The sequence below is a fragment of the Kitasatospora sp. NPDC089797 genome, from assembly GCF_040684795.1.
In the GTDB taxonomy this organism is placed as follows: domain Bacteria; phylum Actinomycetota; class Actinomycetes; order Streptomycetales; family Streptomycetaceae; genus Kitasatospora.
Genome location: NZ_JBFBGS010000006.1, coordinates 195642 through 216091 on the forward strand (window position 1 = coordinate 195642; position 20450 = coordinate 216091).

General features: G+C 72.4%; 19 protein-coding genes. 10 read left to right on the forward strand and 9 right to left on the reverse strand.

Going from position 1 to position 20450, the window contains the following annotated elements:
* Positions 1–8: 8 nt before the first annotated feature.
* The 5 genes from AB0O91_RS07100 (at position 9) to AB0O91_RS07120 (ending at position 3788) form a co-directional block, all read left to right on the forward strand.
* On the forward strand, positions 9–755 hold the full coding sequence (locus tag AB0O91_RS07100; RefSeq protein WP_363428761.1) for a hypothetical protein: 747 nt from the start codon (positions 9–11) through the stop codon (positions 753–755).
* 116 nt (positions 756–871) lie between these two features.
* Positions 872–1762 (forward strand): aminoglycoside phosphotransferase family protein, encoded by an 891-nt coding sequence (locus AB0O91_RS07105; protein ID WP_363428840.1) that lies wholly within the window; start codon positions 872–874, stop codon positions 1760–1762.
* Positions 1759–2433 (forward strand): class I SAM-dependent methyltransferase, encoded by a 675-nt coding sequence (locus tag AB0O91_RS07110; protein WP_363428763.1) that lies wholly within the window; start codon positions 1759–1761, stop codon positions 2431–2433. The genes AB0O91_RS07105 and AB0O91_RS07110 overlap by 4 nt, the downstream gene beginning before the upstream one ends.
* 27 nt (positions 2434–2460) lie before the next feature.
* Positions 2461–3006, forward strand: a complete 546-nt coding sequence (locus AB0O91_RS07115) for an HAD domain-containing protein (protein WP_363428765.1) — start codon at positions 2461–2463, stop codon at positions 3004–3006.
* Between the two features lie 296 nt (positions 3007–3302).
* A complete protein-coding gene (locus tag AB0O91_RS07120) occupies positions 3303–3788 on the forward strand; it encodes a hypothetical protein (protein ID WP_363428767.1) in 486 nt (161 codons plus the stop codon).
* A 67-nt stretch (positions 3789–3855) separates the two neighbouring features.
* On the opposite strand, the gene AB0O91_RS07125 is transcribed toward AB0O91_RS07120, so the two are convergent.
* Positions 3856–4881 carry a hypothetical protein gene (locus tag AB0O91_RS07125; protein WP_363428769.1) on the reverse strand — a complete coding sequence of 342 codons (1026 nt, stop codon included), beginning with the start codon at positions 4879–4881 and terminating at the stop codon, positions 3856–3858.
* A gap of 344 nt (positions 4882–5225) precedes the next feature.
* Here AB0O91_RS07125 and AB0O91_RS07130 point away from each other — a divergent pair, with 344 nt between their 5' ends.
* Entirely contained in the window at positions 5226–8075 is a 2850-nt protein-coding gene (locus AB0O91_RS07130; RefSeq protein ID WP_363428771.1) for a LuxR C-terminal-related transcriptional regulator, read from the forward strand.
* 56 nt (positions 8076–8131) lie between these two features.
* On the opposite strand, the gene AB0O91_RS07135 is transcribed toward AB0O91_RS07130, so the two are convergent.
* The 8 genes from AB0O91_RS07135 to AB0O91_RS07170 form a co-directional block, all read right to left on the reverse strand.
* Complete coding sequence (locus AB0O91_RS07135) at positions 8132–8425, reverse strand: Dabb family protein (protein ID WP_363428773.1); 294 nt, start codon at positions 8423–8425, stop codon at positions 8132–8134.
* Between the two features lie 76 nt (positions 8426–8501).
* Entirely contained in the window at positions 8502–8813 is a 312-nt protein-coding gene (locus AB0O91_RS07140; protein ID WP_363428774.1) for a chorismate mutase, read from the reverse strand.
* Positions 8814–9015: 202 nt separating this feature from the next.
* Positions 9016–10188, reverse strand: coding sequence for an aminotransferase class I/II-fold pyridoxal phosphate-dependent enzyme (locus tag AB0O91_RS07145; protein WP_363428776.1), 1173 nt, complete (start codon positions 10186–10188; stop codon positions 9016–9018).
* A complete protein-coding gene (locus tag AB0O91_RS07150) occupies positions 10178–11482 on the reverse strand; it encodes an MFS transporter (RefSeq protein WP_363428778.1) in 1305 nt (434 codons plus the stop codon). Before AB0O91_RS07150 ends, AB0O91_RS07145 begins: the two co-directional genes overlap by 11 nt.
* A gap of 34 nt (positions 11483–11516) precedes the next feature.
* Positions 11517–12266, reverse strand: coding sequence for a glucose 1-dehydrogenase (locus AB0O91_RS07155; RefSeq protein ID WP_363428780.1), 750 nt, complete (start codon positions 12264–12266; stop codon positions 11517–11519).
* Positions 12267–12280: 14 nt separating this feature from the next.
* On the reverse strand, positions 12281–13045 hold the full coding sequence (locus AB0O91_RS07160; protein ID WP_363428782.1) for an SDR family oxidoreductase: 765 nt from the start codon (positions 13043–13045) through the stop codon (positions 12281–12283).
* The gene (locus AB0O91_RS07165) at positions 13042–13731 is read right to left on the reverse strand and encodes a cupin domain-containing protein (RefSeq protein WP_363428784.1); all 690 of its coding nucleotides are present in this window, start codon (positions 13729–13731) and stop codon (positions 13042–13044) included. Before AB0O91_RS07165 ends, AB0O91_RS07160 begins: the two co-directional genes overlap by 4 nt.
* Positions 13712–14347, reverse strand: coding sequence for a hypothetical protein (locus tag AB0O91_RS07170; RefSeq protein ID WP_363428786.1), 636 nt, complete (start codon positions 14345–14347; stop codon positions 13712–13714). Before AB0O91_RS07170 ends, AB0O91_RS07165 begins: the two co-directional genes overlap by 20 nt.
* 1188 nt (positions 14348–15535) lie before the next feature.
* Between AB0O91_RS07170 and AB0O91_RS07175 the strand changes: the two genes are divergently transcribed.
* The 4 genes from AB0O91_RS07175 (at position 15536) to AB0O91_RS07190 (ending at position 20362) form a co-directional block, all read left to right on the forward strand.
* Positions 15536–16345 carry a class I SAM-dependent methyltransferase gene (locus tag AB0O91_RS07175; protein ID WP_363428788.1) on the forward strand — a complete coding sequence of 270 codons (810 nt, stop codon included), beginning with the start codon at positions 15536–15538 and terminating at the stop codon, positions 16343–16345.
* A 73-nt stretch (positions 16346–16418) separates the two neighbouring features.
* Positions 16419–17513, forward strand: a complete 1095-nt coding sequence (locus AB0O91_RS07180) for a barstar family protein (RefSeq protein WP_363428790.1) — start codon at positions 16419–16421, stop codon at positions 17511–17513.
* Between the two features lie 143 nt (positions 17514–17656).
* Positions 17657–18295, forward strand: coding sequence for a VC0807 family protein (locus AB0O91_RS07185; protein ID WP_363428792.1), 639 nt, complete (start codon positions 17657–17659; stop codon positions 18293–18295).
* 372 nt (positions 18296–18667) lie between these two features.
* Complete coding sequence (locus AB0O91_RS07190) at positions 18668–20362, forward strand: hypothetical protein (protein ID WP_363428794.1); 1695 nt, start codon at positions 18668–18670, stop codon at positions 20360–20362.
* Positions 20363–20450: the final 88 nt, after the last annotated feature.

Consider the following 20450-nt stretch of genomic DNA (forward strand, 5'->3'; position numbering starts at 1 on the left):
AGACACAGGTGACCACCGTCGACACCGCGACGATCGCGGTCGAACTGCCCGAGGCGTTCGACCCGCGCTGGAACCGCCTGCCCGGCATCACCGTGGACGGCACGAAGATCACCCTCGACCCGGAGAAGTACTTCTTCCGGTTCGAGGCCAACTCCTGGCTCGTCATCGACTGGCAGACCGTGAAGGACGGCCTGCTGAACATGGACGAGACCGAGGAGTCCGCCGTCGAGCAGATGGCGCTGGACTTCATCAGGGCCCACAGCCACTCGACCAACAACGCGGGCGAGGTCCTGGCCATCGCCTACCAGGTCTACTCGTACCTGTTCCGCGACGAACACCTGACCACCCTGGGCCTGCCGGAGGTCACCGCCGAGCACCTGAAGATGCTCCGCGAGGCCGCCACGCTCATGGCCCTCAACAAGGTCGAGCTCGACGGCCACATCAGCAACGTCGGACCGTGCTGGTTCTTCCCCTCCGCCACCGGCGTGGTCTTCGACCTCTCCGAGGAGGACGGCCGGATGCTGGACGAGGTCTACCACGGCGGCTGGTTCAACGAGCACCGCCGTATCGAGGGCATCAGGGCCCACACCGCCCTCGGGGGCCGGCTGGTCCACGGCTGCCAGTCCGTCCCGGACCAGTCCGGGGGCGTCGTCGCTCCCTACGGAGCCTCCATGTCCCGCTTCCGCAAGGAGCTGTCGGACATGAAGGCCGAGTGGATCGACCAGGTCAACTCCTACCGGGTGGCCTCGGCCTGAGCCGCGCGTCGACATCTGTCCGGGGCGGCAGGCGTGCTGCCGCCCCGGACCCCCACCCCCACCAGCTGGATCGAACGAACGGAACCCTCCCCGTGGACAGCACCCTCGTCACTGCCATCCTCACCAGCCTCTGCTCGGGCGCCGGCGATCCCGAGCCCATCCGCGAACCGATCCGGGTATGGGGCATGTCCGGCGTCGAGCGCCTACGCTTCGACAACGGTCGCACGGTGATCTACAAATACGCGGTCGAGCCCTTCGACACCGAGGACCGGATCCTCAGGGCTGCCGGCCGCGCGGGCGTGCGGGTGCCGCAGGTCATTGCCTCCAAGGCACTCGACGGCATCCTGGGGATGATCATCGAGGACCTCGGCGAGCCCGTCCGCGAGGCGGGCGAAACGGATGGCGTCGTGGCTGCCGTCGCCCTCCACGAGGCGATCTCCGACACCTCGCTGCCGGTGATGGACGGGGACGCCCTCGCCGCCCTACCGGAACTCGCGCTCGGACACCTGCGCCGCCTGCGCGAGATCGACCGGTGGACAGAGGACACCGAGGACATCGCCACCACACTCGAAACACTCGCCCTGGCGGCCTCCAGGCGCGCCGCCGGCACCGACTTGGCCCCGTTCGGCTGGGTGCACTCCGAGTACCACCCGACGAGCCTGCACATCGGCGAGGACGGCTGGTGCCTGCTCGACTTCGCCCGCGCCTTCACCGGTCCCGGCCTGCTCGACCTCGCCTCCTGGCACGGCACCGTCGACGACCCTGACCCGGCCCGCCTGCGAGCGTTCATCGAGGCGTACGCCGCCGCTGGTGGGGCAAAGGACGCGCTCGCGAAACGAGGCGACCTGCCCGCCGAACAGTGGGCTCTCGGCTGGCATCGCGTCTGGACCGGCGAGTGGTTCATGGAGCAGGCCGTCAGGTGGATCAACAACCCCCAGGACGACCCGGTCTACATCAAGGTCGTACGGCGTCACCTGACAACGGCGGTCCGGCTCCTGGAAGCGTGACAGTGGACCGATGGGACGCCCACGCCGCCCGACGCCTCGCAGGCGGCCAGCCCCAGCCGCTGGAACCGCCGCTCCGGATGGAGTGGACGCAACGCTCCGGCATCGGCCCGGGTGCCGAGATCCTGGGTGCGGACCTGGTCGGACGCCTGATCGTCGAACTCGGCTGCGGCCCCGGGCACAACACCGCCCACCTGGCAGGCCTCGGCGTCCGCGCCACCGGGATCGACAGCTCCCTCGGTCAGATCCACCGCGCGAGGGCGCACTACGCGCACACCGGCGCCAGGTTCGTCCGCTCCACCGCGAGCGCCTACCTCAATCGCGAACCCGGACAGCTGGACGCCATCGTGTCCGTCTTCGGCGCGGTCGGTCCGACCGAACCGTCCCAGCTCCTCCGCTCCTGCTCGCGCCGACTCACTCGTGAGGGACTCCTCGCCTTCTCGGTTCCGCATCCCCAACGAACCGGCACCGTTCCCGCCCACCCTCGAACCCGCACCCAGGTATCCCTGCCCGACGGATCTCCGCTCGTGGTGCAGCACTGGGACATCGCCCCGACCTCCTGGGTACGGGCCCTGAACCGCGCGGGCCTGCTCGTCACCGGTGTACACGACCTCTTCGCACCGACCGATGCGTGCCGGCCGACCACACTTCTCATCACCGCACGGAAGCCCTGACGCCCGACGACCTCCCAGGAGACATCGATGCACAACACCCCGTTCCTGCTTCTGGACGTGGACGGCGTCCTCATCCCGTTCCCGGCCGCCGACGGAGGCATCCCGGACAGCCACGTCAGCCACCAGGTCCGCGCTGATACCGATGCCGACCCGTTCCGGGTCTGGCTCGACCCGGCACACGGCAAGCTGATCACCGCCGCCGTCCAGACCGACCTCGTGCGCCCGGTCTGGTGCACGAGCTGGCGCTCCGACGCTCGCCGCATCATCGCTCCGCTGCTGGGCGTCCCCGATTTCGACCACATCGAGCTGCCCAGGCTGCCCATTGGTACCAGCCACCCCGACGGATACCTGTGGAAGCGCAACCACGTCGCGGACTGGCTCGTCGGCTCCCCGGCCATCTGGATCGACGACGACTTCACACCCCTCGACCACCAGTGGGCCGTCGACCGCACCGCATTCGGAAATCCCACCCTGCTGATCGAGCCCGAACCGCACATCGGTCTTCGGCCCGAACACATCATCACCGCTCTGGAATGGGCTGCCGCGCTGGCTCCGGCGGCGAGGGCGGCATGATGTCGCCCGACGTGCAGGGCGCGAGAAGGAACGGCTCCGCGTCGCGCTCACCACCCGTCGGGGCGACCCTCCAGGTCCGTGACCACCTCCACTGACCGGGTCGACACCTCCGTCAGCACCGTGGCCTACACCGATTTCGGGCCCCGGGAGCCGTTCGCCGCGCCGGCCGCCGGCAGCTGACCCGCCGCGCCCCGCCCGCCGCCGGTCGCGGGGGACCCCGAGCCGCGCGGCGGGAGCCCGGCTAGGCTGTAACAGCACGTCAGATGGCTGTGGGCAGCCGGAGAGGGTCCTGGACCATGGGGAAGAAGAGCGAACTGGACGACCTGCGGGCGCGCCTGGCGACGCTGGAGGCGGAGGTCGACCGCCTGCGCGGGGCGGCGGGCGCGACGGGCGCGACGGCGGCCACCGACGTCGACCGGGCCGAGCGGCGTACGGAGGTCCCGGCCGCCGAGGTCCGGAGCGCGGCGGCCCCACAGGACCACGCGCCGGTACCGTCCGCGGTCCGCCGGGAGCGGGCCCGGGAGCGGGCCGGGGAGCAGCCCCAGTCCATGACCGGCATCGCCGACGCCATCGGCGTCATGGTCTCCGGCCGGCCCGAGCAGTCGACCCGGGTCCTGCGCGCACACTCCGAGGCGCCGGAGCGGCAGACCCCGGACCGGCAGACCCCGGAACGGCAGACCCCCGACCGTCAGTCCCCGGAGCGAAAGGCCGGCCCCCCGCGCCCCGCGCACGGCGAGTTCCTGGAGGGTCTGCTGTCGGGCCGGCCGGCTCTCCCCCAGTAGCCGCGCGCAGCAGCACGCCCACCGGACGGCGCCCGACCCCCGCAGGTGGTCGGGCGCCGTCGCACGGTCAGCGGACGGTCACCTGCCACGCGCTGTACGGCGAGGCCATCCGGCCGGTGATGCCGGGGCAGAAGTAGTCCGAGGGGTTCATGGTGGCGTCGGGGAAGACGGTGGCGTCGGCGGGCCCGGCGTCGCTCCAGGCGCCGGTGGCGGGGTTGTGGATCTTCAGTCCGGTGGTCTCGACGACCCGTCCGCTGAGGTCCTGGCAGACGCCCACGTTCCCGGAGCCCGTCTGGTCGGAGTAGTACTCGAACATGTCCCAGCCGTAGGCGAGGGTGGTCTGGTCGGTGCCCTGGCTGGTGAAGAACGGGTCCCAGGTGGCGGTGGTGACGTTGTAGAGGGAGGCGCTCCAGGTGTTGGTCCCGGCGTCGGTCTGCAGGATCCGCACGCCGTAGGCGGAGCGGCCGTTGACGGTGGTGCCGTACTTCTGGAGGAAGGCGGAGTCGATGTCGACCGTCGCGCCGACCTGTTGGGCGGGGTCGGTGTTGCACCAGTCCCAGGCCCACACCTGGGCGCTGGTCTGGGTGTGGACGGTGACCAGCTCGATGCAGGAGTTGCTGCGCGCCTTGGTGGTGGGGGCGTAGAGGAAGTCGTTGGGCCCGCTGAGGCGCAGCGGGGCGTCGAGGGTGTGGGTGGCGGTGACGCCGTCGTAGCCGGTGTCGCCGTTGGGGCCCAGTTCGGTGCCCCACCAGCGGTGGGCCTGGTCGGCGAGGTCCGCCGGGGCGCTGCTGCCCGTGGCGGCCGCCGAGGGCCGGGTCGGCGCCGTGCGGCCCGCGCGCAGGTCGCGGAACCGCTGGATGCCGGGGCGGTCCTGCGGCCTGATGCCGGCTTCGCCGAGCACCCGGCCGGAGACGGGGGCGCCGGTGGGGGCGTTCGCCTGCGGGGTGGACGGACGGTCCGCAGTGACCGGGGCCGAGGGCGGGGCGGCCTGGGCGGCGGCGGGTGCCAGCAGGGCGCCGGCGGCGGTGAGGGCACAGGTGACGACGGCTGCGGCCGCGGCCCTCAGCGGGGACGACCGGAATGGCGATGCCATGTTCATGACACTCCTAGGCGTGGGGGGACCTGACGGAATGCCGGACGCCGCCCACCGGGAGGAGCCGGGTGCGTGGAGGAACCGGTGACCGGCGGGCGGAGCCGGGTGGCCCTCAGCGTGGTCCCGACGCCGGCGGCGCACAATCCGGCCGCCGGAACTACCCATACTCAATCAACTCCGGTACTCAACGCCGCGATTGGCCGCCCCCGTAGGCGCCCCGAGCCCGCCGGCACCCCGGGCGTCCGGACACCGCGCGGTGGGCATCCTGACGGATGGGTCGCGGCCGTCCGCTCCGGCGCCGTCGGCGGCAGCCCCACCCACCCCCGAGGCGAGCGGAGACGGGCATGACCACCGGAGCCTGGCCGGCCGCGCTCCACGGCACCCTCACCGGGCCCGCCCGGCCCGCGACGGTGCTGCTGGTCGAGGGGCCCGCGGGCACCGGGAAGTCGCACCTGGTGGCGGGCCTGCGCCGTCGGCATCCGGCCGGATCGGCGGGTCGGACACTGTCCTGCGCCGACCTGTCCGAGGACGACGCCCGGCGCGCCTTCGACGCGGTCGCCCGGTCCACGGCACCCACCCTGCTGGTCGTGGAGGACGTCCACCGCGCCGACGAACCCGTCAGCCGCCGGCTCCGGCAGCTGGCCCGCACCCTCCCGGCCGGGTGCGTGCTGGTGCTGACCTGGCGCCCCGAGGACCTCCCCGCCGGCCGCCCCCCGCTGGGCGAACCCCTCGACTGCCCGCCCGGCACCACCGTCCTGCGCGAGCGCACCGGCCCGCTCACCGCCCCGGTGGCACGGCAGTTGATCGGACGGACCCTGGGCGACCGGTGCCCGGCGGAGGTGGTCGACCGGCTGTACGCGCTCACCGGCGGAGTCGCCCAGGTGCTCGTGGACGTCCTGCCCGTCCTCGCCGAAGCGGCCCCGGCGGAGCCGACGGCGGACGGCCTCGGGGCGCTGGAGGCCCCGCCGCGCCTGTCGGAGCGGGTGCTCGCCCGGCTCGCCGCCCTGCCGCCGGACGCCCGACGCCTGGTCCGGGCCGCGGCGGTACTGGACGGACCGGCCTCCGAGCCCGAACTGGCGGCCCTCACCGGCCTGTCGGCAGCGGAGGTCCGCGCCGGGCTGCTCGCGGCCCTCGGCGCCGCCGTCCTGACCGACCTCGGCCCCCGCCGGTACGGGTTCCCCGTGCCGCTCGCCGCCCGGGCCGTGACCGCGGGCCTGCCCTCCCCCGAACGCTTCGACCTGCACCACCGGGCGGCCCAGGTCCTGAGGCGGCGCACCGACGTCCCCTGGCCGGCCGTCGCCGGGCACCTCCGGGCGGCCGGGGTCCGCCGCGGCCTGGTGCGGGCCGCCGAACGCGCCGCCGGAGCCCACGCCGCCGCCGGGGAGCACCGCGAAGCCGCCCGCCTCCTAAGGGAGTTGCTCGTCGACCGCCGGATCCCCGGCCCCGCCCGCGCCCGGCTCGCCACCACCGCCCTGCGCCACCTCGCCGGACTCACACCCCGGGACGCCAGCACCCTGCTCGACACCCTCGCCCGCACTCCCGGCCTGCCGGGGCCGCTGCGCGCCCAGGCCCGGGTCCTCCGGGGGCTGTCGCTCTGCACCCCGACCGCACCGGACCACGACGGGTGGCTCCGGCTGGCCCGCACCGCCGGGACCCTGCCGGGCGAACTCGGCCTCGCCGCACGGGTCCTGGCCGCGATGTCGATGCCCCACTGGCCCGGAATCCCGCTCGCCGAGCACCGGAACTTCGCCCGGCGGGCCGTCGCCGCCGTGGCCACCAGCACCGATCCCGTCCTGCGGGCCGCCGTCGACGCCAACCTCGTCGCACTGCTCCTGACCCTCGACGACCCCGGGGCCGAGCAGACGCTCCTGACCCTCGACGCCCTCGACACCCTCGACGACCCCGGAGCCGAGCAGGCGCCCCCGCGCCGGTCACCGCACGACGGAAGCGGACCCGGAAGCGGACCCGGAAGCCGAACCGGAGACGGAACCGCACAGGAACGCCGCGACGAGACCGACGGCGAAAGCGACGGCGGGCGCGACGACGAGAGCGACGGCGACGACCGGGCGGGCGCCGCATCGGCCGGGCACCGGGCCCGCGCCCTGTGCAACGCCGCCGACGCGACCCTGTGGCTCGGCCGCTACGAGGACAGCCGGGCGTTCCTCGACCGCGGCGCGGCCCTCGCCGCACGCCACCGGGCCGGCCCGCACGTCGCCCACGGCATCCGCAGCATCCGGCTGCTGCTGGACTGGGCCACCGGCCGCTGGACCGGCCTCGCCGACCGCGCCGCCGAACTGGTGGCGGACACCGCCCCGACCCCGGTGCTCGGCCACGAGGCCCGGACCGTGCTCGCCTCGCTGTGCCTGGCCCGGGGCGAGTGGTCGCAGTCCCGGGCCTGGCTGGCCGGCGGCCCGGCCCCGCACCCGGACCAGCAGCTGGCACCGGTCGCGGTGCTCTCCTCGACCGTGCTCGTCCGCCTGGCCCTGGCCCGCGACGACCACGAGGACGCCCGGACGCACGCGGTCCAGGCGTGGGCCCGGCTGCGGGGCAAGGGCATCTGGGCCTGGGCGGCGGAGTTGGCGCCCTGGGCCGTCACGGCGGCGCTGGGAGCAGGGGATGCAGCCACCGCCCGGGCGATGGTCGAGGACCTCCGCACGGCCCCCGCCACCCCGCACCTGCCCCTCGCGGCGGCCGCCCGGCGCTGGTGCCGCGCCACACTCGCCGAACACGACGGGGACCTCGCGGGGGCCGCGGCCGCCTACCGCGCCGGAGCCGACGCCTACGCCGCCCTGCCCCGGCCGTACCTGTCCGCCCTGGCGGCGGAGGCCGCCGCCCGCTGCGCCGCGGCGGGCGGGGCCGACCGGCTCACGGCGAACCACCGGCCCACGGACCAGGACGTCCTCGACGGGCTGACCGGCGCCCTCCGGGTGCTGACCGACCTCGGCGCCACCCACGACGCCGCCCGCGTCCGCTCCCGCCTGCGCGCCGTCACGCCCCCGCGCTCCGGTCGGCCCGCCCACCCCGGGCTCTCCCCCCGCGAACGGGAGGTCGCCGAACTCGCGGCCACCGGCCTGACCAACCGCCGGATCGCGGCCGAACTGCACCTGTCCACCCGAACGGTGGAGAACCACGTGGCCCGGGCGCTGCGCAAGCTCGCCGTCCCGTCCCGCCGCGACCTCCCGCCGCACCTGTGAGGAGCGGGTCGCCGGGCCCGGAACGGTCGGTGGACACCGCCCCGGGCCGGCCCGGGTCACTCCTCGACGTCGGCGATGACCCAGTCGCTGATCTCGCGCCACTGGCGGATCGCGTCCTGGTGGAACGGGTGGACGAGGTAGCGCTCGACGGCCTCCATGTCGTCCAGGAGCCCCTCGACGAGGAAGTCGTAGGCGATCTCCCGGGGGGAGACGTTGCGCCCCCAGCGCCACTCCCGGAGGTCGGGCACCTCCTTGCCCACCAGGGAGGCGGTGTGCTCCGCCGCCCCGGCGCGCGGGTCGTTCCAGTCGATGCCCGGCTTGAACTTGAACAGCACGACGTGACGTATCACAGCGGATCTCCTGAGGTGGTCGGAGGAAACGAAGGAGGATCAGAACGAGGGACGAGGGATCAGGAAGAGGACGGGGCTACGCCGTCACCCCGGGCTCCACCGGCTCCAGCGGCTCCGCCGCCTCCACCGGCCCGGCCCCGCGGCACAGTTCGAAGACGCTCATCGCGATCTGCGTCCCCGACGCGCCGAGCTCGTCCCGGTAGCGGGCCAGGATGTCCATCTCGCGCCCGAACACCGTGCGCGGGCCCCCGGCGCCGATCCGGCGCTGCTGGATGCCACGGGACACCAGGGCCCGCTGGGCGAGCAAGTCGATGATGCGGGTGTCGAGCTCGTCGATCGTCAGGCGGTCCGCCGCGATCCGGGCTTCGACGTCGATTTCCACAGTCATGGTCGTGTTCGAACCTTCTGTTTTCGGCATGGACGGACCCCGGCCCCGCCGACCCGGGGCGACAGCGGCCCGGGGTCGACGGCGGATCGGGGAGGAACAAAAGAACGAGGAACGAAAAACCGAGGAACAGAGGAACAGAGGAACAGAGGAACAGAGGAACAGAGGAACAGAGGAACAGAGGACGGAACAGCCGGGAGCAGCCCTACCCCTGCGGTACCCGGGCGTCGGTCAGCCTGGCGACGGCCTCCCGCAGGCGCTCCTCCGGGGCCAGCAGGCTGACCCGGACGAAGCCCTCGCCGTGCGCCCCGAACCAGCGTCCGGGCGCCACCGCCACCTTGCTCCGCTCCAGCAGTTCCTCGGCGAAGGCGACGGAGTCACCGCCACCGGGCACCGGGAGCCAGGCGAAGATCGAGCGCGGGACGTCGATGTCCCAGCCCGCCCGCCGCACCCCGTCCACGAAGAGGTCACGCCGGCGCTCGTAGGTCGCGGTGAGCTCCCTGACGCAGTCCTGCGGCCCGGTCAGCGCGGTGATCGCCGCCCGCTGGATGAACGGCGGGAGCGACACGAAGTAGTGCTCCTGGAGGAGGTTGATCGCCGCGATGACCTCGGGGTTGCCGACGACGGCCCCGACCCGCCAGCCGGCCATGTTGAACATCTTCGACAGCGAGATGAACTCGACGCCCACCTCCTTGGCGCCGTCGGCCTCCAGGAAGGAGACCGGGACCTCCCCGTCGAACCCCAGCGCCCCGTACGCGAAGTCGGAGGCCACGACCACCCCGTGCTCGGCCGCGAACCGGACGGTGTCCCGGTAGAACTCCAGCGGCGCCATCGCCGAGACCGGGTTGTTGGGGTAGTTGAGGAACATCAGCCTGGCCCGCTCGCACACGTCCCGGTCGAGCGCGGAGTAGTCGGGCAGGTAGCCGTTGCTCCGCAGGAGCGGGAGGGGGTGCATGTGCGCCTTGGCGAGGACGACCCCCGCCCAGTAGTCGGGGAACGCCGGGTCGGGCATCAGGCAGACGTCCCCGGGGTTCAGCAGGCACTGGCTGATCTCCACCAGGCCGGCCTTCGCGCCGAACAGGATCGCGACCTCGGACCCGGGTTCCAACTCGACCCCGTGGTGGGCCGCGTACCAGTGGGCGACGGCCTCCTTGAGGTCGAGCAGACCGGAGAACGCCGGGTACCGGTGGTTGGCCGGGTCGAGCGCCGCACCGCGCAGGGACTCGACGATGTGCGGCGGAGTGGGCAGGTCGGGGTTGCCCTGGCACAGGTTGACGACGTCCTCCCCCGCCGCCACCAGCTGGTCGATCCGGCCGATGGTGGTCGCGAAGGAACTCCTCGGCAGTTCCAGGAGCCGTCGGGCGATCTCAATCCTCATGTGCGCTGACCTCCACCGGACTCGACTGCTGGGACGCCCCGTCGCCGACCGGGAGCACTTCGCCCCTGCGCCGGTAGACCCACCCGACGAGGAGGAACGCGACGAGGGTGATCGCGGAACAGGCCAGGCCCACGGCACCGAAGCCGTGCGCCGTGAACAACGGGCCCAGCGCGGCCGCTCCCAGGGCCACCCCGAGGTTGGTCGCGAGGCTGTAGAAGGCGAGGATCGTCCCGCGGTTGTGCTCCGAGCACTCGCTCAGCAGCGTGCTCAGCAGCGTGACGACCAGGCTCTGCATGGCGCCCCACACGAAGAGGCAGAGGACCAGCGGCACCGTCAGGTGGAACATCCGCGGCAGGATCGTGAGCGTGGGCACCAGCCCCACCAGCAGGACGAGCAGCACCCGCTCCTTGCCGAACCGGTCCGCCCACCTCCCGGTGACGAAGCTGGTCGAGAAGCCGAGCCCGTAGAGCAGGATCATGACCCCCGTCAGCGGGCTGCCGTCGCCGAAGCGGTACTGCAGGGCGCTGCCGACGAAGGTGTACATCCCGTAGAAGCCCAGCATGTTGAGGAAGGTGGCCAGGACGTAGAGGGACACCTTCGGGAGCCGCAGGACGCCCACCACCGACCGGCTCGGGCCCGGCTGCGTCCCCGCTCCCGAGCCCGCCCCTGCCGCGGGCGCCGGTCGCGGGCCCTCCGCCGCCTCCGCACGACCCGACCGGCCGTCCACCAGCAGCAGGCCCGCCACCACGGCGCCGAGGACGGCGAGCAGCCCGAAGGCCGCCCGCCAGCCCGACCACTGTCCGACGAAGGACCCCATCGGCACGCCGACGACGAGCGAGAACGACCAGCTCGACACGATGATGCCCATCGCCCTGGCGCGGTGCTCGTAGCGGACGCGGTCACCGACGAAGGCGTACGCCGTGGGCACGAAGGCACCGGTGGCCAGCCCGGCCAGCGCCCGGCCCGCGAAGAACACCTCCAGCGCTCCCGCGAAGGCGCACAGGACGGTCCCCACCAGGAACGTCGCCATCCCGACCGTCAGCGCGAGGCGCCGTGACACCCGGTCCCCGAGCGGGGCGAACAGCAGGGCTCCCGCCGCGGTCGCGATGCCGTAGATGCTCACCGACAGCGCCGCCACCGACACCGACGTGTCGAACGACCGGGCCACGTCCACGAGTAGTGGCGATACCACCAGTTCTTCCGAACCGACGGCGAAGATCCCCGCCATCAGCGTGAGTACCGTGATGAGCGGGAACCCCGTCCCACCCGCCTTGCTGCCCACGTGCTCCCGCACCCCGGCCCACCTCTCCTCTTGCTTGTTCTGCCGCCTAGACGGCCGTGTAGCCACCGTCGACGGTGAGCGCCGCACCGGTCACGAACGACGACTTGTCCGAGGCGAGGAACAGGATCGCGTTGGCCACGTCCTCCGGCGTGCCGAGCCGGCCGATCGGGTTCAGCTTCGCCTTCTGCTCCTTGACCGACGCGTCATGGCCGATCGACGTGTCCGTCATCGGGGTGTCGATGATGCTGGGACAGACGCAGTTCGCCCTGATGTTGTACTTCGCGTAGTCGACCGCGAGGGACTTCGTCAGCATCATCACCCCTCCCTTGGTCGCGTTGTACGCGGCGATGCCCGGCCAGGCCACCAACCCGCTCACCGAGCAGACGTTGACGATCACTCCGCTCGAAGCCCCGATCATCTCGCGGAGCGCGTGCTTCGAGCACAGGAACATGCTCTTCAGGTTGGTGTCGACCAGCCGGTCCCACTCACCCTCGGTCATCTCGTGGACGGGGGTCGAGATCTCGATGCCGGCGTTGTTGACCAGCACGTCGACCCGGCCGAACGTCTCCACGGCGGCGTCCACCAGGCGGGCGCAGTCCGCCTCGACCGTGACGTCGGTCCGGACGAAGAGCGCCTCGTGCCCCTCGCCCTTCAGCTCGGCGACGAAGTCGGCGCCGTTCACCGCGTCGATGTCCGCGACGACCACCCTGGCGGCCTGCCGGGCGAACTCGCTCGCCGTCCGCCGTCCGATGCCGGACGCGGCACCGGTGACCACGACCACCTTGTCCTTGAACACGAGCCCGTCTCCCTTCACACGCATGTCAATTGCCCGCCGTCCACCGAGATCTGCTGACCCGTCAGGTAGGACGCTTCCTCGGAGACCAGGAAGCCGACCAGTGCGGCGACCTCCTCCGCCCGACCCGGGCGCTCCATCGCCACCGACCGCACCAGCAGGTCCGCCGCCGCCTGCGGCGGGATCCCGCCCGACTCGCTCAGGTGGCGGACGGCCTGGTCGTAGCGGTCGGTCCGGATGACGCCGGGGTGGACGCAGTTCACCGTCACGTTGTGCCTGGCGTACTGGTCCGCCAGGTACTTGCTGGCGTTCGCGACCGCCGCGTTGACCAGGCCGGAGAGGAACAGCCCGGCGGCCGGCTCCCGGCCGGCGTTGCCGACGATGTTGACGATCCGGCCGAAGCCGTTCCCGACCATCACCGGGGCGACCGACCTGACCATGTCCAGGTACGGCACCAGCTTCCGGTCCATCGCCGTGTGGACGTCCTCCGCCCGCACACCGTCGAAGGTTCCCGGCACCGGGCCGGGGGCGTTGTTGACCAGTACGTCGATCCGGCCGAAGCGGCGTTCGACCTCGCCGACCAGCTCCTCCCGGAAGGCCGGTGAGGTGACGTCGCCCGCGACGACGCAGGTCTCCCCGCCGCCCGCCGCCTCGGCCACCGCCTCCAGGCCGCCCCGGTCACGGGAGCTGAGGACCGTGGTGTAGCCCTTGGCCGCCAGGTGCAGCGCGGTCGCGCGGCCGATGCCGCGACTGGCGCCCAGGACGATCGCGGTACGGATCACTCCGCCGCCACCTGGGGGACCCGGTGGTAGCGCGGCGGGATGAAGATGTTGAGCGACCGCGCCAAGCCCTCGTTGGGGTTCGCCGCGCCGTGGCCCTCCTGGCCGGCGCAGAAGTACGTGCTGCCGAACACCAGCTCGTAGCTGGTCTCCTCGACGGTCATCTCGTACCGGCCGTCCAGGCAGACGCCGATCTGCTCGTGGTTGTGCTTGTGGTACGGCATCTCACCGCCGGCCGGGATGTCGGCGATCATCAGCTCCACCCAGTCGGCGAGGAAGAACGTGACGTCCATCCCGACGAACTTGCGCGACTCGATCGGCTCCAGGAAGTACCCGGCCGGCGCGTTGTACGCCTCGCCGGGCTTGTTCCGCTTGATGACGAGCGCGATGGTCTCCTCGGCGGAGGTGTTCACGGCCTTGCTCTCGACGTTCGGCGGCGCGACGTACGCGTCGCCCTCCGCCTTCATCAGCTTGGTCACCTCGCCCACGGTCACGGTGAGTTCTCCGCGGACGACCATCCCGACCCGGGCCCCGGCGACGGAATCGGCTGCGAGGACGGCACCGGGCGGGAGGAAGGAGACCTCCACCACAGTGTCGTCGCGCCGGTAGGACTCGGTGCGGATCCCGTTGTCGTGCAGCGCCAGGTCGGCGGCCGGGAAGTACAGACGTTCACGCGCTTGCGAGTTCATTGAGGTCCTTCCGCTTGGAGAAGACGGTCCACGTCATCGGGATCCGTTCGAACCGGTAGACGAACTTGAGGTTGTGCTGCTGCGCCGCCTGCTCGTTCGTGATGGCGATGTTGTAGCTGCCCTCGGCGACGTGCCCGGCGGCCTTGCTGGTGGAGGTCACCGTCTCGTGCTTCACGGGCCGGTCGAAGTGGTAGCCCAGCAGCGGCACGGGGGCCGGGTGGGTCACCACGGTGTCGGTGAAGAGCATCTCTTCGTCGTAGTCGAAGTCATGACGCGTCGCCAGGCCGTACTCGGGGGTGCTCCCGCGCAGCACGGCGGCCGGCTCCAGCCTCGGGTTCATGTAGAAGGCGTTGATGTTGGCGTAGGCGTGGGCCACCAGCACCAGGTCGAGCCGGCCCGCCGCGAGCCCGTCGAGGCACTCCTCGTAGGTCTCTTCGAGCACGATGTGGAAGCTCCGGGCGTTCCCGTCGAAGCAGCGCGACAGCTGTTCGGCGATGTACTCGCTGCTGGTTCCCTCCGGCCCCAGGGTCCCGAGCTTCGCCGGGCGGGAGGAATCGGCCGAGAGTCGCGCCAGGAGCGCCCGGTGCTCCGCACCGGGGATCTGCAGAATCTCCATGTCCGCCTTTCCGATGATCCAATGGATAAAAAGTCCACGTCAAGTGGTGCACGGATCGGACCACCGCCCGCTGTCCGCCCGCCGGCACATCCGATTCCGGTCCGGATTTCGTCCACGATCAGCGTGACGCCGTGTTCGTCGCACGGGCTGCGCGACCGCCGGAAACAACCGGGCGGCGACACGAGGTTTCCCGGCGTTCTTCCGCACGGTCGCCCGATGGCATGGAGGACCGGCGAAGAAAGCCGGGAAGGAAATCCCGCAACCGTCACATGCTTTTCACGGAACGCGCGAAGAACAGTGCCGACGGCAACCAGCGCCTCTGCCCAGGCGCTCGTCGATGACGCGGGTGACGTGGATCAGCCCCGGAGGACAGGGGCGGCGAGAACTGCTGAGGAGCAGACAAATCTTAGGTTCGTCACGGTACTTCCGTTCCGGGCCTGTGGCGCTCTTGATCGTCACCGTCATCATAGGCCGGTCGATCATGCATCCGTCAAGACATCAATGTTTCCATTGGGTTATTTGAAGTCCGCCCGACGACCTGCCCCGCCCGGGCGCCACCCGACAAGCCAATTCATCAATTCGCCGACGAACGACCGCCACGCTTCGGGCTTTCGGCCCGGACGAAGCAAGAATGGTCCAGACAACATCGCACGGGGCAATTCGGACCAAACGGAACCCGTGAACCCCCGGACGCCCCCCGACCGTTCAGATGAGTACGAACGGCAAGCCGCCCACCGTCCGCACGCGCGTCACCCGCCGAACGCCCAACAGCCCTGCAGCGGTTGGCACATGAGCACCGGCACGGACGGACGCGACCGGACGGACGGGCGCCCGACGCGACGACCACCGCGCGACCGCCCCGAACTGAGGCAGCAGATCGGCGAGTTCAGGGCCACGCATCCCTCACCCGCCCAATCGCGCGTGCGGGCAGATCATTTGACGATTCGTCAACGATCATCGGCCACCGTCCAGTGCACGGTGCCCGTTCCGCGCCCGCCCCATCCTCCTCCGGGTCCCACACCCGGCCACGAAAAAGCGGTACCCCGGATCCGCACGCCTGCGCGAGGATAGCGGCCAGGACGCACGGCCGGCCCGCCGGGACACCGTCCACAGCCCCGCCCCGCCCCCGACGGCTCCTCCGCCTCCCGCCGCTCCGCCCCGCCGCTGCCCCGTGGAGATCCCGACGCCATGACGTCTGCCGCCCCGTCCCCCGACACCTCGACGTCCCGCTCCGCCCTCGGCCGCTTCTACGACGATTTCGCCGACGACTACCACCGGCTCTACCCCGACTGGAACGCCTCGATCGCCCGCCAGGGCACCGCACTGGACGCCCTGATCCGCGAACGCCCGGGCGGTGGAGGCCCCGCCGAGGTGCTGGACTGCGCCTGCGGCATCGGCACCCAGGCGATCGGGCTCGCCGCACTCGGCCACCGGGTCACCGGCACCGACCTCAGCCCGGTCGCCGCCGCCCGGGCCACCGCCGAGGCCGCCGCGCGCGGGCTCCGGCTGCCCACGGCGGCCGCCGACATGCGCGAACTCCCCTTCCCCGACGGCCGGTTCGACGTCGTGGTGTGCGCCGACAACGCACTGCCGCACCTGCTCACGGCCGAGGACGTCCGCGCCGCCCTGGCCGAGCTGCGCCGGGTCCTGCGCCCGGGCGGGCTGCTGCTGGTCTCCACCCGCCCGTACGACGACCTGCGCCGCGAGCGCCCCACCGCCACCCCGCCGCAGACCGCCGAGCAGGACGGCCGGCGCTCGGTGCTCTTCCAGCTCTGGCACTGGCGCGCGGACGGCGAGCGGTACGACCTGGAACTGTTCCGGCTGCTGCCGGACGACACCGGGCAGTGGCGGGTCACGGTCCGCCGGTCCAGCTACTGGGCGCTCTCCCAGGAACAGTTGAGCGGCTTCGCGGCCGCGGCGGGCCTGGTCGGGATCCGCTGGCGGCAACCGGCCGAGAGCGGCTTCTTCCAGCCCCTCCTGATCGCCCGGGCACCCTGACCCGCCACCCGCGCACCTTCGCCCACCCGCCCCTGCACGGAAAATGGCTTCGCTGCGGAGTCCTGGCCCCGGCATGATTCCCACCGTGCAAGAGGACGGGAACCATCGCGGGCGGACGCGGTACACACTGGTCGAGACGGAGCACGGCCGTGCCTGGGGCGTCTGCGCCGAGGTGGAAGGGCTGTTCGGGGAGCCCCGGCGCGGGACCTACGAACTGTTCGGCTGGGTGCCGCGAACAGAGGTACGCGGTTGGGTCGGCAGCCGGGTGTGGTTGGTGCCGGAGGACGGGGCGCTCGATCCGTGGCTGTTGGAGGACGCGGAGAGCCCGGGGCAGCAGCCCGGGACGGACGGTCTCGTGCTCACCGGCCTGGACGGCTACGAACGACCGCCCGAGGGATACCGAGGCCCGGTCCGCGTGCACGACGGGTACCGGTGGCTTGGCTCCTGCCGGGAGTTCGCCCGCGTCCTGCCGGCCGACCAGCCGACGCCCCCGCTGGTCCTGCGGGGACTCGCCCCGAGTGACCGGCTGAGGGCGGCACTGGCGAAGGGCAGCCGGCGAGCGCTGGACCTGGAGCAGGCCGCCTTGGAGATCCAGGACGACCAAGGCGAGCCGCTGACCGATCGACTGCTGTGGGCCAGGATCGGCGCCTGGCGCCCGTCCCCCCACGGGACGGACCTGATCGACCTGGAGCTCGACGGGGGCCTCTTCACGCCGGTGCCCGATGACGCCCGGCCCGTCTGGGCACGGTGGTTCGCCGGACCGCCGGACACCCCGGGTGCCTGGGTCGGCCTCGACACCCGGCGTCGAGGGGCCTGGCTCGACCTCGTCCGTGAACGGGCCTGTCGGCGGATCCTCCGCGATCGGCCGGCCGGTCACGCCTACGAGCTCGACGGCCGGCACATCACCGACGAACCGGGCCTCTACCTGGCCCTCGGCGAGGCGGTGAACGGGCCCGGCGGCTACTTCGGCGGCTGCTTGGACGCCCTCCTCGACTGCCTGCACGGCACCTTCGGCTACACCGCTCCCGCGCCCCTGCTCTGGCGGGACGCCGCGACCGCGAGGGAACACCTGTCCCGGGCGCTGACGCCGGACGGCCGGTCCTACGACCTGTTCGCGGACATCCTCGAGGTCATGGCCGAGGGAGGCATGACCGTCACCTTGGCCTGAACCCGGTCGACCATCCGGCCACCGGTCGACACACCGGCGCGTTCACCGCCCGCCCCACACGCCACGGCCCCGCCGCTCTCCCCGATCGGAGGCGGCGGGGCCGTGGTGCTCCCCCGTTTGGCCACCAGAAACGGAGGCGCGGCATGACCCTGCACACCGCCCCGCGTCGGACTACCCCCCTGTTACCCCTGCTGCTCGACCTCGCCCTGCCGCTCGCCGTCTTCTACGGGCTGCGGCTCGCGGGCGTGGACCAGTGGTGGTCGCTGCTCTGGTCGGCCGCCGTACCGGCGGTCACCGTCACCGTCCGGCTGGCCCGCACCCGCCGGGTCGACTTCCTCGCCCTGCTCGTCCTCAGCATGATCGTCCTCGGACTCGTCCTCTCCACCCTCACCGGCGACCCCCGCACCCTGCTGGTCCGCGAGGCCTGGACGGGCATGCTCGGCGGACTGCTCGGCCTCTGGCTGCTCCGCTCCGTCGTCCACGGACGCCCGGCCCTGATGCTGCTCTTCCGCTCGTTCGTACAGCTCAAGGCGGGCGAGGACGGACTGCGCGCCTGGGAGGCGCGCTGGCACCAGGACGCCGCCTTCCGGCACGGCGTCCGGGTGGTCACCGCGGTCTGGGGCGCGGCCAGTTCGCTCAACGCCCTCGCCCAACTCGCCGTCGCCTACCTGCTGCCGATCGACGCCGCGCCCGCGGCCATGCAGGCCTGTTGGCCGGTCATCGCCGTGCCGCTGTTCCTGTTCCACCTCGCCTACACCAAGCGCCACGGCCTGCGGGCCTGACCACGACCGGTGTCAACCGGCAGCACCCGACGGCCGATCAGCCGCGTCGGCCCGGTCCGCCCGCCCCGAGAACCGCCCCGAGGACCGCACCGAAGACCGCCCCGAGAACCGCCGCGTGACCTCGGCGCGCGCCCGTCGTTGTCCACTGCGACATCCAGGTGGGGGTACCGGGTCCGGCGGCTCCGAATCAGGTGCGGCGGACGCACCGCGAGAAAGCACGACCGCATGGCTGATGCGACCACTTGCCCGCCCGCCGCTCCGGCGAACCCGCGCACCGTCGAGGCGCCTCCCGAACGGAGTGCCCCGTCGCCGAGGAGCACGACCGGGTCGGATCGACCGCGGCCCTCCTCCACGGCTCCCGCCGAGGCCGTCGTGAGCCTCCTCGCCGGCGTCTGCTTCATGCTCTGGGCCCGCAGCATCGATGTGAACCCCCTGGTGCGGATCGGCCAGGTGAGCGGCCTCGCCGGGCTCCAACTGCACGCCGTGGTGGTCACCCTGCCCGTTCTCACGGCGTTGCTGTACGCCGCGCACCGGGGTGGGTCCGAGCGGTACCGCCTGGTGCTGCGCCTCGGTTGCGCGGTGCTCGCGGGGCTCGCCACCGGCCTGGTCGCGGGCGGTGTCGTCGTGGCGCTGAACGGGACCCCGTGGGGCCTCGGCGGCCAGGAGGGCGACCCGGGCAACATCATGGGCATGGCCGACGACATGATCCGCGGCAAGGGCCTGCCGGGTGTCTACCCGCCGCTCTTCCCGGCCCTGTTGGTCGTCTGGGGCAAGCTCTTCCACGGCGCCCACGGTGGTATCGCCGGCGTCGCGTTCGCGATGAAGGACCTCCAGGTGCTGTGCACCGCCGTGGTCGGTCCGCTCACCTACCTCGCCTGGCGGATGCTGCTCCGCCCGTTCTGGGCCCTGCTCGTCGCGGTGCCCTCCGCCGTGCTCTTCATCGACCCGATCCGCCCCTACAGCCACGGCGCCATGCTGGTGATGCTGCCGGTGCTGGCCGCCGGCTTCCGCGAACTGCGCCGGTCGCACGAGCTGCCGACCCGGTCCGCCGTGCTCCGGGCGGCGGCGCTCGGGAGCTCGCTCGGCGTGCTGTTCCTCTGGTACTCCGGCTGGTTCGTCTGGGCCGCACCCGGCACGCTCGTCCTGGCGGGCTGCGTGCTGCCCTGGCGGAAGGGCACGGCGGGCCTGAGGCGGGCGCTGCTCTTCCTGGGGGTGACCGTGGTGAGCGCCGGGGTGGTCGGCTCGCCCCTGCTCTACCAACTGGTCCGGCTCGGTGCGACGACCAAGGACCGCTACGCGATGATCACCACCTACGTGGACCCCGCCTACGTGATGGGCTGGGCCTCCGACCGACCCGGCACGCAGACGTACCACAACTGGCCGCTGAGCGGCGAGTTGGCCGGGCAGAGCGCCTTCACCCTGCTGGTCCTCGCGGCGGCGGCGCTCGCGATCGGCCTCGGCTCGGGCGGCATCCTGGTGCGGACCGTCGCCGCCGTCCTGGCCAGTTCCTGGCTCCTCCGTTTCTGGTTCGCCTCGCGCATGGAGCGCACCCAGGCCGTGCAGCTCTACCCGCGGACGACCTGGATCATCATGTACTGCCTGATCGTCCTGGCCGTCCTGGGCCTGATGCTGGCCGTCCAGCGCCTGACGGCCTGGAGCCGGACGCTGTCACCGTCCGGCGGCGCAGCCGGCGACGGTACATCCGTCAGCAACGGGCCCGGCAGCACAGCCGGTGGCCCGAGCCGACGGACGATCCGCCGGATGACCACGGGCGGGGTCTGTGCGATCGCGCTGTTCGCCGCCATGGCCGGTTCCTGGTCGGCCAACCGGTACATGCCGACCACCGACACCACCGTCCAGGACATGGGGCTGGACGCCTGGCGCGCGCACCTGCTCAAGGACGCCGCCGGCCACTGCCCCCGGTACTCACCCGTCGCCACCTGCGCCGGCCTCAACCAGGACCTGTCCGCGCGGATCGTCGGCCCGGACGACTACCACCTGTGGTGCGCCAACGCCCCCGCCGTCGAGTGGCCGACGACCTGCGGCCGCAAGGCCCCGTGGATCTGACCCGCGGACCCGGGCGGACCTCCCCCGCCGCCGCCCTGAACCGGCGGCGGCGAACGGCCGTCCCCAGCCGGACCGGCCGGCCGCCGCT

What these genes read in the sequence shown, in the direction of transcription:
- AB0O91_RS07115 (WP_363428765.1), top strand. Translation starts at nt 2,461, where the DNA reads ATGCACAACACCCCGTTCCTGCTTCTGGACGTGGACGGCGTCCTCATC.
- AB0O91_RS07120 (WP_363428767.1), top strand. Translation starts at nt 3,303, where the DNA reads ATGGGGAAGAAGAGCGAACTGGACGACCTGCGGGCGCGCCTGGCGACG.
- AB0O91_RS07125 (WP_363428769.1), bottom strand. Translation starts at nt 4,881, where the DNA reads ATGGCATCGCCATTCCGGTCGTCCCCGCTGAGGGCCGCGGCCGCAGCC.
- AB0O91_RS07130 (WP_363428771.1), top strand. Translation starts at nt 5,226, where the DNA reads ATGACCACCGGAGCCTGGCCGGCCGCGCTCCACGGCACCCTCACCGGG.
- AB0O91_RS07140 (WP_363428774.1), bottom strand. Translation starts at nt 8,813, where the DNA reads ATGACTGTGGAAATCGACGTCGAAGCCCGGATCGCGGCGGACCGCCTG.
- AB0O91_RS07145 (WP_363428776.1), bottom strand. Translation starts at nt 10,188, where the DNA reads ATGAGGATTGAGATCGCCCGACGGCTCCTGGAACTGCCGAGGAGTTCC.
- AB0O91_RS07165 (WP_363428784.1), bottom strand. Translation starts at nt 13,731, where the DNA reads ATGAACTCGCAAGCGCGTGAACGTCTGTACTTCCCGGCCGCCGACCTG.
- AB0O91_RS07170 (WP_363428786.1), bottom strand. Translation starts at nt 14,347, where the DNA reads ATGGAGATTCTGCAGATCCCCGGTGCGGAGCACCGGGCGCTCCTGGCG.
- AB0O91_RS07175 (WP_363428788.1), top strand. Translation starts at nt 15,536, where the DNA reads ATGACGTCTGCCGCCCCGTCCCCCGACACCTCGACGTCCCGCTCCGCC.
- AB0O91_RS07180 (WP_363428790.1), top strand. Translation starts at nt 16,419, where the DNA reads ATGATTCCCACCGTGCAAGAGGACGGGAACCATCGCGGGCGGACGCGG.
- AB0O91_RS07185 (WP_363428792.1), top strand. Translation starts at nt 17,657, where the DNA reads ATGACCCTGCACACCGCCCCGCGTCGGACTACCCCCCTGTTACCCCTG.